This window comes from Microcystis sp. M090S1, assembly GCF_020246295.1.
Classification (GTDB): Bacteria; Cyanobacteriota; Cyanobacteriia; order Cyanobacteriales; family Microcystaceae; genus Microcystis; species Microcystis aeruginosa.
In genome coordinates, this window is the sequence record NZ_JADBTF010000258.1 from 1 (window position 1) to 15,945 (window position 15,945).

10 protein-coding genes and 1 pseudogene are annotated in these 15,945 nt (G+C 43.0%); 8 read left to right on the forward strand and 3 right to left on the reverse strand.

Annotation, left to right across the window (positions count from 1 at the left end):
* Positions 1–764: 764 nt before the first annotated feature.
* The 6 genes from IM477_RS11560 (at position 765) to IM477_RS11585 (ending at position 11,173) form a co-directional block, all read left to right on the forward strand.
* On the forward strand, positions 765–1,712 hold the full coding sequence (locus tag IM477_RS11560) for an RluA family pseudouridine synthase (RefSeq protein WP_287731810.1): 948 nt from the start codon (positions 765–767) through the stop codon (positions 1,710–1,712).
* A gap of 494 nt (positions 1,713–2,206) precedes the next feature.
* A complete protein-coding gene (dnaK, locus tag IM477_RS11565) occupies positions 2,207–4,369 on the forward strand; it encodes a molecular chaperone DnaK (RefSeq protein WP_287731811.1) in 2,163 nt (720 codons plus the stop codon).
* Between the two features lie 180 nt (positions 4,370–4,549).
* Complete coding sequence (locus IM477_RS11570) at positions 4,550–5,425, forward strand: J domain-containing protein (protein WP_061431385.1); 876 nt, start codon at positions 4,550–4,552, stop codon at positions 5,423–5,425.
* Positions 5,426–5,529: 104 nt separating this feature from the next.
* Positions 5,530–6,738, forward strand: coding sequence for a quinone-dependent dihydroorotate dehydrogenase (locus tag IM477_RS11575; RefSeq protein ID WP_287731812.1), 1,209 nt, complete (start codon positions 5,530–5,532; stop codon positions 6,736–6,738).
* Positions 6,739–6,973: 235 nt separating this feature from the next.
* Entirely contained in the window at positions 6,974–8,659 is a 1,686-nt protein-coding gene (locus IM477_RS11580) for an alkaline phosphatase PhoX (protein WP_287731813.1), read from the forward strand.
* A gap of 924 nt (positions 8,660–9,583) precedes the next feature.
* Positions 9,584–11,173: a DUF3352 domain-containing protein gene (locus IM477_RS11585; protein ID WP_287731814.1), complete on the forward strand. Its 1,590-nt coding sequence runs from the start codon at positions 9,584–9,586 to the stop codon at positions 11,171–11,173.
* On the opposite strand, the gene IM477_RS11590 is transcribed toward IM477_RS11585, so the two are convergent.
* Both IM477_RS11590 and IM477_RS11595 read right to left on the reverse strand, forming a co-directional pair.
* Complete coding sequence (locus IM477_RS11590; protein ID WP_287731815.1) at positions 11,147–12,394, reverse strand: bifunctional folylpolyglutamate synthase/dihydrofolate synthase; 1,248 nt, start codon at positions 12,392–12,394, stop codon at positions 11,147–11,149. The two genes, IM477_RS11585 and IM477_RS11590, sit on opposite strands and share 27 nt — an antisense overlap.
* A 304-nt stretch (positions 12,395–12,698) precedes the next feature.
* Entirely contained in the window at positions 12,699–13,424 is a 726-nt protein-coding gene (locus IM477_RS11595; RefSeq protein WP_002751646.1) for a 2-phosphosulfolactate phosphatase family protein, read from the reverse strand.
* A 429-nt stretch (positions 13,425–13,853) separates the two neighbouring features.
* On the opposite strand from IM477_RS11595, the gene IM477_RS11600 reads away from it, so the two are divergent.
* Together IM477_RS11600 and IM477_RS11605 are read left to right on the forward strand one after the other, a co-directional pair.
* A complete protein-coding gene (locus tag IM477_RS11600; protein WP_002751648.1) occupies positions 13,854–14,270 on the forward strand; it encodes a XisH family protein in 417 nt (138 codons plus the stop codon).
* Positions 14,258–14,593 (forward strand): XisI protein, encoded by a 336-nt coding sequence (locus IM477_RS11605; protein ID WP_002798710.1) that lies wholly within the window; start codon positions 14,258–14,260, stop codon positions 14,591–14,593. The genes IM477_RS11600 and IM477_RS11605 overlap by 13 nt, the downstream gene beginning before the upstream one ends.
* Before the next feature lie 1,053 nt (positions 14,594–15,646).
* Here IM477_RS11605 and IM477_RS11610 read toward each other — a convergent pair.
* Positions 15,647–15,802: pseudogene (locus IM477_RS11610) on the reverse strand (pentapeptide repeat-containing protein); the annotation flags it as partial.
* Positions 15,803–15,945 lie beyond the last annotated feature (143 nt).

The following is a 15,945-nucleotide window of genomic DNA, read 5'->3' on the forward strand; positions in this document are numbered from 1 at the left end:
GGGTTTTACCGATTTTGAGGGGGTCAATTACCTAATTTTCAGGGAAAAAGTACCTGAATTTCCCCCTGATCACTCCCATATCTGGTACTTTTGGATTTCAAAAAAGGTTAAAAGTCTTATCCAGCAAGGTTTTTAGATTTATTCAGCCAGCCCTATCTAGTTGTCCACTTGTGGATAGCTCTGCAAGCGTTTTGGTCTTTCAACCAAGATTCGGGTATGCCCTACCCTATCCGCCTTACGGCTTCCCCACTTCCCCACTTCCCCACTTCCCCACTTCCCCACTTCCCACTCTGCCATAACTACTCCTACATACTTTGTGCTTTTTGTCAAAAAAACTTTTTCTTTGCAATAAAACTACACAAAAAAAAGATCATCGTTGTGGGTGAAATTGACTGATTTACCTGTCTTAATTGGGATTACCTTGTAGGTGTGGCAAGGGTTTCAACCATTGCTGTCCAAAAAAGCAAAGAATAACCCATTATGAAATTCAGTAAAATCGCTGTAACCATCATAACATCGTTGTTAAATAAAAATCTTTCTCAATTAATTCTTAAGAATTTGTAAATATTGCGGAATGTTAATTTAAATATTCTCAAGTTTTTGGAGTCAATAAATAATTTTTGCTTATCTTTGTCGAACATTGGGTGAGAAGTCAGTATTGAGGAGATAGGGTGATAGGGTGATAGGGTGTTGGGGTGTTGGGGTGTTAGGGTGTTAGTGGAAATTCCCCCACTTCCCCACTTCCCCACTTCCCCACTTCCCCAATGCCCAATCAAGGCTGGATTTATCGAGATAAAGTTAGCAAAAATCAGGCAGGATTAAGCTTATTAGCTTACTATACGGGCAAATATTGCCATTCTAGCCCAGAAGAATGGCTCGATCGCATTTTATCGGCAGCAATTCTAGTCAACGGTCGTCCCGCTTGCCCCGATACAGTCTTGGAAATCGGGCAGCAATTGACCTATCAGCGCCCACCTTGGACAGAACCGGATGTGCCGCTCTTTTTTGAGGTACTCTACGAGGATGCCGAGGTGTTAGTGGTGGCGAAACCTTCGGGATTACCGGTGTTAGCGGGGGGTGGATTTCTCGAACATACTCTTATCCATTTGGTACATCAGCATTATCCCGATGTCACTCCCTATCCGATTCATCGTCTTGGTCGCGGCACTTCGGGCATAGTCTTAATGGCTAAATCAAAGCCCGCTAGAGCTAAATTGAGTCAACAGATGCGGGAGGGGAAAATTACTAAAATATATCGAGCTTTAGTTGGTCAGGGCGACATACCAGATAATTTTACTATTAATCAAGCGATCGGGAAAATCGCCCATCCCATTTTAGGCCATGTTTACGGTGCGCTCACAGATGGGTTATCGGCCCGCAGTGATGGTCGAGTCTTAAAAAAACATCCCGATAGTACCCTATTAGAAGTAAGAATTTTTACGGGCAGACCCCATCAAATTCGCATTCATCTGGCCTTTTTTGGCTATCCCTTAATCGGTGATCCCTTGTATGGTCTGGGGGGATTACCGCGACCGGATGCAGTCCCGGGAGATTGTGGTTATTATCTCCATGCCAATCAAATCGTTTTTAATCATCCCAGTACAGGCAGAACAATCCCTATTTCCTGTCAGCCGCCACCAGAATTAGTGGATAGACTTCTTGCAGAAGTCAGGCAACAGGCAAAAGGCAACAGGCAACAGAAAGAAAAATAGATGCTTTCAGCATCAGGATTGATTACTTTTTGACTTTTGCAAGAGGTTTAATAGCGCAAATCTCCAAATCTAGCAATATTTAGGGTTGGCTGAATAAATCTAAAAACCTTGTTGGATAAGACTTTTAGACTTTTTTGACCTCAAAAAGTGCCAGCCGAGAGTGGTCGGGGCGAAAATTCAGGGACTTTTTCCCTGAAAATTAGGTAATTGACCGTCTGAAAATGGGTAAAACCCTACACCCTACACCCCACACCCCACACCCTGACCCCAGGAAAAACTTTTTGCCGCAGACCCTATTTAAAACCCCCCAAACCTGATCGCCAGCGATCACTAAAAGACCACTTCGGTAATCACACCCTCAATCGCCCCGAAGCGAGAGCGAGAAACTAAGACAATTCGATACAATATTGTCAACAAGCATTAAGCGATTTAAACTATCGATCGAAGGTAAAAGTCCCGAAGTTATCGAAATCTAGGGGGAGACAAAAACAAGCATGGGTAGAGTAGTAGGCATTGATCTAGGGACAACTAACTCCGTCGTCGCCGTGATGGAAGGCGGAAAGCCAGTGGTCATCGCCAACTCGGAGGGCATGAGAACCACCCCTTCTGTGGTCGGTTTTAATAAAGATGGGGAGTTAGTGGTCGGTCAAATGGCCCGGCGACAAGGGGTACTCAATCCCCAAAACACCTACTATGGAGTCAAACGCTACATAGGTCGTCGCTACTCGGAATTAAACCCCGAATCGAAGCGCGTCCCCTACACCATCCGCCGGGATGAGATGGGCAATATCAAGATTAAATGCCCCCGTCTGCAAAAAGAATTCGCCCCCGAAGAAATTTCCGCCCTAGTTTTACGCCGATTAGCCGAAGAAGCCAGCCGTTATCTGGGGGAAGAAGTTACCGGGGCCGTAATCACCGTCCCCGCCTATTTTAACGACTCCCAACGTCAAGCCACCCGGGATGCGGGCCGAATTGCGGGGTTAGAAGTGCTGCGGATTCTCAACGAACCCACCGCCGCCGCCCTGGCCTACGGTCTCGATGAACAAGAAAGCAAGAAAATCCTCGTTTTTGACCTGGGAGGCGGTACTTTTGATGTTTCTATCTTGGAAGTGGGTGACGGCGTTTTTGAGGTGAAAGCCACCAGTGGCGACACCCAATTAGGCGGAAATGATTTCGATAAAAGAATCGTCGATTGGTTAGCCAATCAATTTTTGGAACAGGAAGGCGTGGAGCTGCGCCAAGACCGGCAAGCCCTACAAAGACTCACAGAAGCGGCAGAAAAAGCCAAAATAGAACTGTCTGGGGTCAGCGTCACCGATATTAATCTGCCCTTTATCATCGCCACGGAAGACGGACCCAAACACATCGAAACTCGCCTGAGTCGGGCCCAATTTGAGGAATTATGCGGCGATTTAATCAGTCGTCTCCGTCGTCCTCTCAAACGCGCCCTTTCTGATGCCGGTTTGTCCCCCGTCCAACTAGACGAAGTGGTACTGGTGGGCGGCGGCACGCGGATGCCGGTGGTGAAGGATTTGGTGCGGAGTTTTATCGATAGGGAACCCAATCAAAATGTTAACCCTGATGAGGTTGTAGCGGTCGGGGCGGCTATTCAAGCGGGAATTTTGGGCGGCGAGGTCAAAGACGTGCTGCTCCTCGATGTTACCCCTTTATCCTTGGGTTTAGAAACCATCGGCGGTGTGATGAAAAAGTTAATCCCCCGCAATACCACTATTCCCGTCCGCAGAGCTGACCTTTTTTCCACTTCCGAAAATAATCAAACTGTGGTGGAAATCCACGTTTTGCAGGGGGAAAGGGAAATGGCCAGCGATAATAAATCCTTGGGACGTTTTAAATTAACCGGTATCCCCCCCGCACCCCGGGGTATTCCCCAAGTGCAGGTGTCCCTCGATATCGATGCTAACGGTATTCTACAAGTCACCGCTAGGGATAAAATGACCGGACGGGAGCAAAGTGTCACCATTCAAGGCGCTTCTACCCTCAGCGAAGGGGAAATTAACCGCATGATCGGCGATGCTGCCCGATTTGCCGAAGCAGATCGTACCCGTCGCGAAAAGGTCGATAAACGCAATCGCGCCCGCTCTCTGGTGGATCAAGCCCAACGACGCTTAAAAGATGTTACTCTCGATTTTGGTAATGAGTTTACCCGTTCCTATCGTCGTCAAATTGAGTCTTTGAGTACGGAAATTATCGACGCTTTGGAGAAAAATGATGACCGTCGCCTTGATCGCGCCCAGGCGGATCTACAGGATGTTATCTATGAATTAAATCGCGAGGTACGGCTACAATACGACGAGGAAGACGAGGGCTTTTTTAGTGCTATTCGCAAGACTTTTACCGGGGATAAGGAAGATGATCTTCCCTCCGAACCGCGCCGCGATCGTTATCGCCAGGATTATCGTCCCAGTACACCGGGTTATCAAAGTGATTATCGACCCAATTATTCGGCTAATCAAGATAGTTATCGCCCCCGCAATCAGGACAATTACTACAATGGCCGCGATAGCGATTGGCAAAGTCCCCCCCCTTCGGAGGAAAAAAGTTATAACAATAGTAAAAGTAACCGCAGCGGCGGCAATCGTTCCCGCAATATTCCCCCCCAAAATAACTGGGATGATGAGGATGATGATTGGTTTTAATCAGTGAGCAGTAAACAGTGAGCAGTAAACAGTAAACAGTAATCAGTAAACAGTAATCAGTAAAAAGACAGTGGGAAACTACTATTTAATACTGCTCGCTTAATACATACTGCTCACTTAGAACTCAAATCTGATAACTGATAACTGATAACTGATAACTGATAACTGATAACTGAATATATGCCACAATTAGTTAATTATTATGATGTTTTAGGAGTATCTCGCACGGCTACTGGTGACGAGATAAAAAAGGCTTTTCGACGACTGGCGCGTCAATATCATCCTGATGTTAATCCGGGGGATAAATCGGCCGAAGAAAAGTTTAAAGATATTAATGAAGCTTATGATGTTCTCTCCGATGAAGAAAAACGGGTTGAGTATAATCGTTCCTTGACAGGAAATAAACGCCGCGGGATACGTCCGGGGGAAAAAGCGAATAGTAACGGTAATGGAAAAATCCCCCGTACAGAACAGGATTTATGGAAGTTTAGAGATTTTAATAACCTTAATACTAAGCGCGCTAAAATTGCCTCCTCTCCCCGTTTAACTCGTCGAGATGTGGAAGCAAAATTAACTTTACCTTTAGAGAAAGCCTATCAAGGTGGCAGACAAAGAATTCGTCTGGAAGATGGTAGATCAATAGAGGTTGATATGCCGGCAGCCATGATCGATGGTCAGAAAATTCGTCTCAAAGGTCAGGGTATTGAAGGGGGTGATTTATATTTAAAAATAACTATCGCTAGGCATCCTTTTTTTAGGATTCAAGGTTCTGATATTGTCTGTCAAGTACCGATTACTCCTAGCGAGGCAATTGTGGGCGGTTTTGTGGAAATTCCTACCATTGACGGGTTAGTTAAAATGATGATTCCTAAGGGATTAAAAAGTGGTCAAAGATTACGTTTGGCTAACAAAGGTTATCCCACTTCCCAAGGAGAAAGGGGCGATCAATTAGTGGAAATTATATTAGTTAATCCTCCCAATCCTAGCCCTGAAGAATTAGAACTTTATCAAAAAATACGGGCGATTGAAACTTTTAACCCTCGTCAAGGTTTATAAAGATTATGCTAGGTGGGTTACGGCAAATTTGAAATTTTTTGTCAAAAACATAACTTGTTCTTGCCTAACCCACCCTACACCTAACCCTTAATTCCTGTCTTTTTATGATCAATATAATTGATACAATTAAACCTTTTTATCCTCTAGCTTTCAAGGCTATTCGGGGCAATTTAGAGGGAACACAAAAACAATTATTAAATACTCTCCAAAAAATCGATCGCTCGCGGGGGGAATTTTGGGGACAATGGTTAATCTCACAATTATCAGAATCCCTCAGTTTTAGCGATTCTCGCCTATCTCAAAGCCTCTGGGGGTTAAATTTCCCCAATCCCGTCGGATTGGCGGCAGGATTCGATAAAGACGGTTTAGGGGCAGGACTTTGGCATAGTTTCGGCTTTGGTTTTGCCGAGGTGGGTGCTGTCACCCTAGAAGGGCAACCGGGCAACCCAAAACCGAGATTATTCCGTTTACCAGAAGATTTGGCGGGATTAAACCGTATGGGGGCAAATAACCTCGGTGCGCCGGTTCTAGCGGCAACTCTCCAACAATCTTGGCAACGACAACCCCGACAGATTCCCATCGGCATTAACCTCTGTAAATCGAAAAATACGCCCCTAGAAAAGGCTCCAGAGGACTATTTAGGCAGTTTTCGCTATTTATTCCCCCATGCCGATTATTTTGTCGTTAATGTTAGTTCTCCCAATACTCCCGGTTTGCGTTCCCTGCAAAGTGGTGAACAACTCGATAAAATCCTCGACATTTTACAAACAGAAAATCAAGGCAGAAAACCCCTATTAGTGAAAATTTCTCCCGATTTAGAATGGGAAGATATCATAACAATTATTGACTTAGCTTTCTCCTATCAATTAGCTGGAATTGTCGCTACTAATACCACCACTAAACGCACGGGATTAAAAACCACAATTCTGCCTGAAACTGGTAAACCAATCACTGAAGAAGCAGGGGGAATTAGTGGGCAACCTTTGCGGGAACGTGCCACGGAAGTGATCAGTTTTATCTATCGGCAAACCCAAGGCAATTTACCGATAATTGGAGTGGGAGGCATTTTTTCTCTCGATGATGCTTGGGAAAAAATTACCGCCGGTGCGAGTTTATTACAGATTTATACCGGTTGGTTATACCAGGGTCCTTGGCTAGTATCAAATATTTTACAAGGATTAACAGAAAAATTAGAGGCTAATGGGTTGACTAATATTAATCAAGCGGTGGGAATTAATAATGGACTTCTGCCAAAAATCAAAAATATTCCCTTAGGGAAAGAGTCACAGGCCCGTATTCAGGAGTCAGAATAAGCAAAAGAAAGACATTGTTTACTAGGCTCGATGATTAAATAACAATTGTTAATAGAAAGAATCTAGGTCGTGAGCATCCAGCTTTTTTACAATTGTTTACACAAACATTAATAATTATGACAAAGCATCAGTTCTTAAAGAGTTTTTATTCTCAGGTTATCAATCCCTTAATAAAAGCGTTCTAATCTCAAGAGAGAACGTTTTGTTTCCTTGAGATTAGAGGACTAAAAAATTAATGATTGCTTCACCTTCTAACCCCAAAAATGTTCTAGCGGCAACTCTGCTAACAGTGGGAATTTCCCTAATAAACGTACCGACGGTTTTAGCGCAAGCTCATACTAATACAGGCGGACCGCAGGTGACAGGATTAAATGGTTATAAATATACGCCCCTATTTACAGTGGGTGAAACCATCAACAATTACACTCCCATCGGTATTCTGGATGGAATTGGCGTTATCGATCTAGGAAATGGGACGATTCGTGCCTTGGTCAACCACGAAGTTAGAAATAACCAAGGAGCCTCTTATACCCTGAATCCGGGTACTGCTAACCAGCTTTCCGTGAGAGGAGCAAGAATCAGTTACTTTGACATCGACACCAGTAGTCGTCAAATTATCGGTTCTGGATTAGCCTTCGATAAAATCTACGATCGCTCTTACAATCTAATCACCAGTACCAGTCAATTTGAACTCGCTCCCACCATTGGAGGTTTAGATCGTTTTTGTTCTGGTGCCGCTTTCGGTCGTTATTCCTTCGGTCAAGGGATCGGTTTTGAAGATAATATCTACTTTGCTGGAGAAGAAACCAGCAATGGGACTCAATGGGTTCTCGATCCTACCAATTTCGGTATCTGGGCTGCCCCAGAAATGGGTCGCGGTGGTTGGGAAAATTGGACAGAAATTGATACTGGTAGAAGTGATCGCATTGCGATGATCGGGGGTGATGATACCGAGTCCGCGCCTCTCTATCTCTACATTGGGGAGAAAAACGGGGTCGGAGATGGTAGTTTTCTCGATCGCAATGGTCTCAAACAGGGCAAACTGTATGTTTGGGTAGGTGATGAAGGTGTGGATCCCCGGGACTTTGCTGGTACTGGTAACACCAGCGCCGGACGTTGGGTAGAAGTGGTGAACGAGGGAAGTGGGGTTGGTTTTCTCAATGGTTTTGCCACCGATAGCAATCTTCGCGCCCAAGCGGACGCTTTAGGAGCTTTTTCCTTCTCCCGTCCGGAAGATGTTTCGATTAATCCCAGTGATGGTTCCCAAATTGTTCTTGCTTCCACCGGACGCAGTTCTTTATTCAATGGGGCCGATAGCTGGGGAACCGTTTATATCTTCGATAATAATCTGGTTTTCGATCAAAACGGCAATCTCGACACCGCTGCTTCTAGCGTCAGCGCTCGCATTCTCTACGATGGTAATGATGCGGGTGGCGGTCAATTTAGCGGTCCCGATTTTGGGGTGAGAAGTCCCGATAACCTCGATTGGTCCGATGACGGTACTATCTATATCCAAGAAGACCGTTCTTTCTCTGATTTCGGTCAAACCTCTGGAGAAGAAGCCTCGATTTGGCGACTTGATGCCACCACGGGACAAGCGACACGAGTAGGTCAGATCGATCGTAGTCCTAGTTTACCAGGTGGTCAAACCGACAGCAGCCCCAATGATTTGGGTAACTGGGAAACTTCGGGGATTTTGGATATTACTGAATTCTTTCCGGGCGCTCGACCGGGAGAAAAAATTCTAATTCTCGACGTGCAGGCCCACAGTGTGCGAAATGGCAGCATCGGCGGTCCTAATAATCTTGTCGAAGGTGGTCAATTAGGTTTATTAACTGTCCAAACCCCGGAACCGACTCTCTTTTTTGGTTTAGGTTTTTTTGGTTTATCTGCCTTGGCATTAAAACGGAAACAACGCTAAAACGATAATTTCTTGTAGTTTAGGGGACTGAAAATAATCCAGCCCCTATTTTTTATCATTTTTGGCTCTCTTGGATATTGGGTTAAAAAGGTCTAATACTAAATCCGTTGAGTATAGGCTACATATCAGGAGAGGCAATAGGCAATAGGCAAAAGGAGCAATAGATAATCAGTTTTTAATAACCAGATTTAGTATATAGCGGTTCTCGCATCTGTGCGGCACACTTAAACCTTTGCTGACTAAGCTGTTCAGGATCGGGAATGTACCTCTTGTGAATCAGAAACGCTATAATATAGGTTCATAATAACCTTATTTTTTCAAAAAGCTGTACTTTTCAACAAAATTATTATCATTCTGATAGCTTTTTAAGCATCAGAGTTAACAGCAGGAGTTTTAATATTTTTACATAAATATATTTGAAATAAATGCACCAATTCAGCAACAATATTTTTTAATCTCAACTATTTTCTAATAACAGGGATTTTTCTTGTCTGTATTTCTGCATACTTAGTAATCAGAAAATTTTCCAGAATCATGTCCAGTTTAATGATAAAATTAGCCCTTGATGGTGTTCATATCAACAATATTTGAGCATTCTAAGCTGTACTGCATTTAAACTGCGTATTAGATATTTTAGTACAAAAGCTCAAACTACTTCCCCCCGCTCCCGTGCAGTCTTAACGAGTAATTTAGATAGTCAACAGCTTATAGCGGTGTGCAGTCGTATGAGGTACAGTGTCACGAGCTATAAACCATGCTAGGCAAAGCTTGGTCTGTATCTCACTCAAGCGCTTACCGCTATAGTACCTCCAGAAGCTATAATAAGACTTAAAGCTTACTAAAGATTAACCAATTCTCTAGATACTACAACCAGAGACAAATCGATCGCCAAGTATTGAACTTTTTTAACCCAACCACAATTCTATGTCAAAAAAATCATTTTTACCCGGTTGTTTAGTCGTCTTAGGATTAACAGCAGTAACCGCAGGAGGTGTCTATCTTTATCTACGAGGACAACTACCTTGGCAAAGATTCACCCCCTTAGAATCGGCAAAAGTTATCCCAGAAACTGCTTTTGCTAGTAGTTTTGTCTCCACGGATGCAAAAGCTTGGTCAGTGTTAGCTAAATATGGTACACCAGAATCGCGAACTGCGGTTAGTCAAGGACTAGAAGAATTACAAAAAAATATCTTCACCGATAAGATTGATTATCAACGGGATATCGAACCTTGGATCGGTAGTATTAGCTTTGCTTTCCTTCCCGCAGCTACCCCCGGACAATCGAAATTATTAACGGTTATCGGTATCAAAGATAAAATTAAAGCATCGGAATTCCAGAAAAAACTAGGACAACAAGTTAATCGCAAAACTAGCACCAGTGACTACAAAGGTATTACAATTACCGCTATAGATTGGCAGGATAACACCACCATTTATACTGCTGTTGCGGGGGATTTTTTGTTGATATCCTACGATAAAAAGGTGTTAGAATCGGCGATCGATACCTACCAAGGACAGCCATCTTTTAGCAGTAAACTGGAAGTGATAAAACTGCTTTCCCAATCCCTCAACCTACCCAATACCCTAGCAACAATTTATATCGATGATTATGCCAAAATCTTGGGAGCAGATGCTAATTTATCTCCCCAAAGTCGGCAAGAATTAGCAAAAATTCAGGATATTGTCGCGGGAGTAGGTGTCACCGATACGGGATTACAATTACAAATGGTGGCTAAACTTGCCCCTGAAACTATTTCTACCCTACCTTCCCCCAGCAGAAATCAAGTTTTAAATTATTTCCCCGGAGATACCATCGCAGTCTGGAGTGGGAATAATCTTAAACAGGGATGGGAAGAAGCAGAAAAACAGTCCCAAACTAACCCAGAATTACAAGTTTTTCTGCGTCAGATCCGTGAGAATTTTCAGATGGCAACCCTTGACGCGGATAAAGAAGTTTTCAACTGGATGGATCGAGAATTTGCCTTTGGAATTATCCCCAACCAGCAAGCAGTGGGAGGGTTAGGTTTTGGGGGAATGATGATTTGGCAAACCGGCGATCAGAAAGCGGCAAAAACTACCCTCGATAGGTTAAATCAATTGGTGAAAACTGTTCCCTTTATCACCATAAAAAACAGTCAAATTTCTGGCCAAGATGTGACTGAATGGAAAGCGGAAGAACAAGCGATTTTAACCTATGCTTGGCCTAATAATGATACCCTAAAAATGACCGTCGGAATTCCCTATCAACCGCAACCGAATCAACCGATTAGCAAAAGTGAGATTTTCCAAGCATCGATCGCAAATTTGCCTAAAAATAATCTCGGTTATTTTTTCATCGATGTGGAGCAAATTATTGCTAAAGCAGGGGGAATTAATAATCTTCCTGCCAAGGAATTAACCCCGGAAACAAAGGTCTTTTTAGAATCGGTACGCGGGATCGGAATTACTGCCACTATGCCTGATAAAACCACCAGTAAAATTGATGTTTTATTTTCCCTGAAACAAACTCCCTAAAAAGTAACCGACTAGATAAAGCGATCCACAGAGAATTATCTGACTATCGGCAGATTCTTGGATGGCTTTTTTTAGTCCTAAAAATAAATCGGAACAAGTCTCTAGGTGAGATAATTCTGGACAAATTGAATCCGCTAATTCCGCTAAGGTTTCAGGATTGGCACTGCTATGATCGGGGACGGGAACTAAATATAAACTATCGCCTTTTCTTAATAAAGCTTGGAATATTTCCCGATGATCTTTGGTCGATAAAATTCCCATCACCCAGATGATTTTTGGAGCCTTTAAACTATCTACATACTGCCTTAAACCAATGGCGGCAGCGGGATTATGAGCGCCATCTATTAAAATTTCTCGCTGACACCAATTAACGGTTTGTAAACGTCCTAACCAGCGAGTTTTTGCCATTCCTTCTTGCACGACTTCATCGCTAATTTGCCAACCTTGCCGGCGTAAAATATTAACAACAGCGATCGCTATAGCGGAATTAGTTAATTGAAAATCTCCCGCTAAGGATAAAGGATATTCTAAACCTTGATATTTAGCCCGATTATCGGCAATTTTTTCGGCAGCTTCTACCCATACCGTTGGACAATTTAACAGCTTGATTCTCTCCCTAACTACCCCCTGCGCTGATTCTGGTAATTGTCCGATAACTGCGGGACAATTCGCTTTTAATATCCCCGCTTTCTCCCCGGCAATATCGGCAACCGTCGGCCCTAAATTTTGCCAATGTTCCCGACTAATAGAAGTGATGACAGTAACTAAAGGTTGAGCGCAGACATTAGTCGCATCTAATCTTCCTCCTAAACCCACTTCCATCACGGCAATATCCACCTTTTCCTGAGCAAAATATAGCCAAGCAGCGGCAGTAATTACCTCAAATTGAGTAGGACTTTCCTGCTGGGGATCGATAAGCGATTGTATATATTTAAGCAGGTTTTCTAAAGTCGCGGTTTCAATATTTTCGCCATTAATAGAGATTCTTTCTGTCCAAGCAATTAAATGGGGAGAAATATAACGTCCGACTTTGTAACCGGCGGTACTGAGAATAGAGGATAGATAGGCACAAACCGAACCTTTGCCATTAGTTCCCGTGACATGAATAATCGGAATTTTATCTTGGGGATTGCCTAAAATCTCCAGCAGATTTTTTATTCTTTCTAAACCGAGATTGACACCAAAACGCTGAAAAGATTGCAGTAAAGAATCGATAGTCATGGTTAGCAAACTATAAATAGGGTTTGCGGCAAAAAGTTTTTCGGTTGGGGTAGGGTGTGGGGTGTGGGGTGTGGGGTGTAGGGTTTTACCGATTTTGATCTGCTCAATTACCTAATTTTCAGGGAAAAAGTCCCGGAATTTTCCCCCTGATCACTCCCAGACGAGGGACTTTTGGATTTCAAAAAGGTCTAAAAGTTTTATCCAACAAGGTTTTTAGATTTATTCAGCAGACCCTAAATAAAAGAATCCGGCTAGGATCGATACTCCTACCGGCACGGATGAGCCTTTCTGTGGGTAGTAATGTCTAAAGTTTGACTAAAATGCTCGGTTCTTTTTGGATCGGTAAAACATCAAGAGAGTCAATATTAGCGCAGTATTTTAAATCTTCTTGACAGTGGAGACGCAAGAGGCGCTGACCATGACTACAACTGTGGAACATTCCTAAAAGATCATTTTGCCATTGACGATAAAGAGCGATCGAGGCGATAACCTCATCATTCCCGATCGCCATTTGCCCCGATTGTTCTTGTAGCGCATCGGCGATCGCTCCAGCACAGGCCGTATCTTCCAGAGAATAACCCCCTTCCCAACCAGAGCCAACAATCCAGACGGTATCGGGCTGCTTATCCAATAAGTAATTAACGGCAGCTTGCCGATTGATCATAGCCGCAGTGATCACGATTGGGGATTCTTCCACTCTTTGCAGAGCGCGAGTGCCGTTAGTGGTACTGATAAACAGACGACGACCTTTCATTAAATCAGGGGTACAATCGAGGGGAGAATTGCCCAGATCGCAGCCTTCTACTTTCGCACCGCCTCTTTCTCCTGCCCGGAGACGTTTTTCCGGTTGCCAGGTATCACTCACCTGCATCAGGGTTTTCAGATCGCTGAAGGTTTGCACTGCTTCTGCACCGGCATTGAGGGCAGTGGCGATCGTGGTTGTCGCTCTTAAAACATCGATAACGACGGCGCAATCGGGTAGAGTATGGACGGGGGTAAGTTCGGGAGTATGATAAATGAAAACCTGCACGAGTTATACCAAGTAAAAAGTAAAAGGGGAAATAAGCTCAACATACCGCCGCTCGGCGTCGCGCTGGCAGAAGAAAGACAAGGCCGATTTTATCACAAATGTCGGGGTGAAGACCGTTCGGCGGCAGGGTAAGCTCACCGTCGAAGTCTTCGCCGAACGTCCGAACGTCAAAATAGCCCTTAAAGTTTTGCCCGATAAGCATTTCACGACTCCATAAGCAAAAATTATCACACAAAGTCGAGAAGAGCCAATTACTCGTTCAAATGGGTCGATTTCGTAACTATTTTGATTGACTGGTATCACTTGAAATGCCCACGCGGATCACAAAATTGGCCAATTGTCAATAGGGTTTGAGATGCTCTCAGCCTGTCGCTCGTCATGACTAAATGTTATAATTAACAATTATTATGCCTGCTAACTTCAAGATTCATGTCTGCTAAAGATCGTTTTCATGGTGCAGTGAGAAAAGGATTAGAAAAAGAGGGTTGGATCATTACAGATGACCCTTTAAGGATTGAAGTGGGTGATGTAGAAATGTATGTCGATTTAGGAGCAGAGCAACTGATAGCCGCAGAAAAAGACAATGAAAAGATAGCCGTTGAAATTAAAAGTTTTATCGGTAAATCCAGCATTTCAGAATTTCATACTGCCATTGGACAATTCTTTAATTATCGTGTTGCTTTAGAAGAAAAAGAACCTAAAAGACAGTTATATTTAGCTGTTCCCTTAGATATTTATTATAGTTTTTTTGAATTGCGATTTATTCAAACTGTCGTTAAACGATTTCAAATTTACCTGATTATTTATGATCCGATTGGGGAGGTAATTGTCGAATGGAAAAATTAGCACAATATCGTCACTATGTCAAGCAAGTCATTACTGAATATTCTCAGATAGGTTCATCTAAAGATCCGATTGAACAACAATTGATTTTTGATACAGTTGGCGATCACTATCAATTGATGTATGTTGGCTGGAAAAATAGACGAAGATATCATGGTTGTGTTTTGCATCTCGATATTAAAAAGGGTAAAATCTGGATACAACATGATGGCACTGAGGTAGGAATTGCCAATGAATTAGTTAATTTAGGTGTTCCTAAAGAAGATATTGTTTTAGCCTTTCATGAACCCCTAGTCAGAGAATATACAGGGTTTGCGGTGGGTTAATCTTAATCCGAGAAAGTTGACAACATTATTGTCATAAGTAGGTAGGCGTTAAAAATTATCAGACACCCCCCTTATCAAGGGGGATCCCCCCGCCTATCGGCACCCCCCTTATCAAGGGGGGCAGGGGGGATCGAACCTAAAATCCATTTTTAATTTAATTATAACCAGCTACTTAAAATAGGTTCAACAGGAGAAAAATTTAGAAAGATTATCGAAAACAATTGACAAAAATCTCAGCAATGTCTGTCCGACGGCAATTGTTGAAACCACGGAAGTTAGCACTAACAATTAGTCAAAGCGCAAAATTCGCCTAACCTAATCATAGCTTAGGCGACAAACAGGATCAGCAAGAGACTTCGATTTTTTGACCTTGCTGATCTCTGTATTTCTTTGTTAACAAAACTTAACAATTATCGCCAAAATTTTGCTTGCTTTTATCGGGAGATTTTGGGATAATATTTTTAAAGGATTTTATTCATAATAGAAATCCTTGCGTCTAAAAAATTTTTGCACAGATTCCCATTATAAGAAAAGCATAGCGCAAGTCGCCGGCAAAGTCAAGTCCTTTCCCATTAATTATGGGTGGGAATTTCCCGGAATCAAAAAAGGGGGTTAGTGGAGGACAGGTGTTGGGGAGATTTTTGCTGTGTTCGGTGAACAGTTATCAGGTAGAACTGGGGAACCAGATACAAAACTTAACAATTATCGGCAAAATTTTGCTTGCTTTTCTCGGCAGATTTTGGGATAATATTTTTAAAAGATTTTATTCATAATGGAAATCTGTGTGTCTAAAAAAATTTTGCAAAGATTCCCATTATAAGAAAAGCATAGCGCAAGTCGCCGGCAAAGTCAAGTCCTTTCCCATTACTTATGGGTTGGCTGAAAAAGTAGGAGCGATCGCCGGTTAAGATACAAGGTTTTTGAGCCACCAGCTTGAAAATCTTGCAGCTGCTTGGTCAAACAGGCTGCCAAACCCCTTATCTCGTCTATATTTCACATTTATTCAGCCAACCCTACCTAAATCTCTGCTGAAGGTGGAGATCAAAGGCTGTTTTAAACTAATACTTTACTGCGATCGTTAGAATTATCCCCAAAAATTGCCCCTCGTCGAATTAAATCCCGTTTTTGTTCACGGGTGATCCCTGTTGCACCGGTAAAGATAGCGTTTTCGACTTCCGCCCCACTCAGGATAGCCCCACTCAGGTCAGCCTCAATAGATCTCTTGCATAAGTCTAGACAAAATAGGATAAAATAGTCCAAGAGTTAAGATTGAAAGATGAATTACGAACAAGTAAAAACTTTAAAGCCAACAGAGTTCAAACGCTTGTGTGGCGTGTATCCAGATACATTTA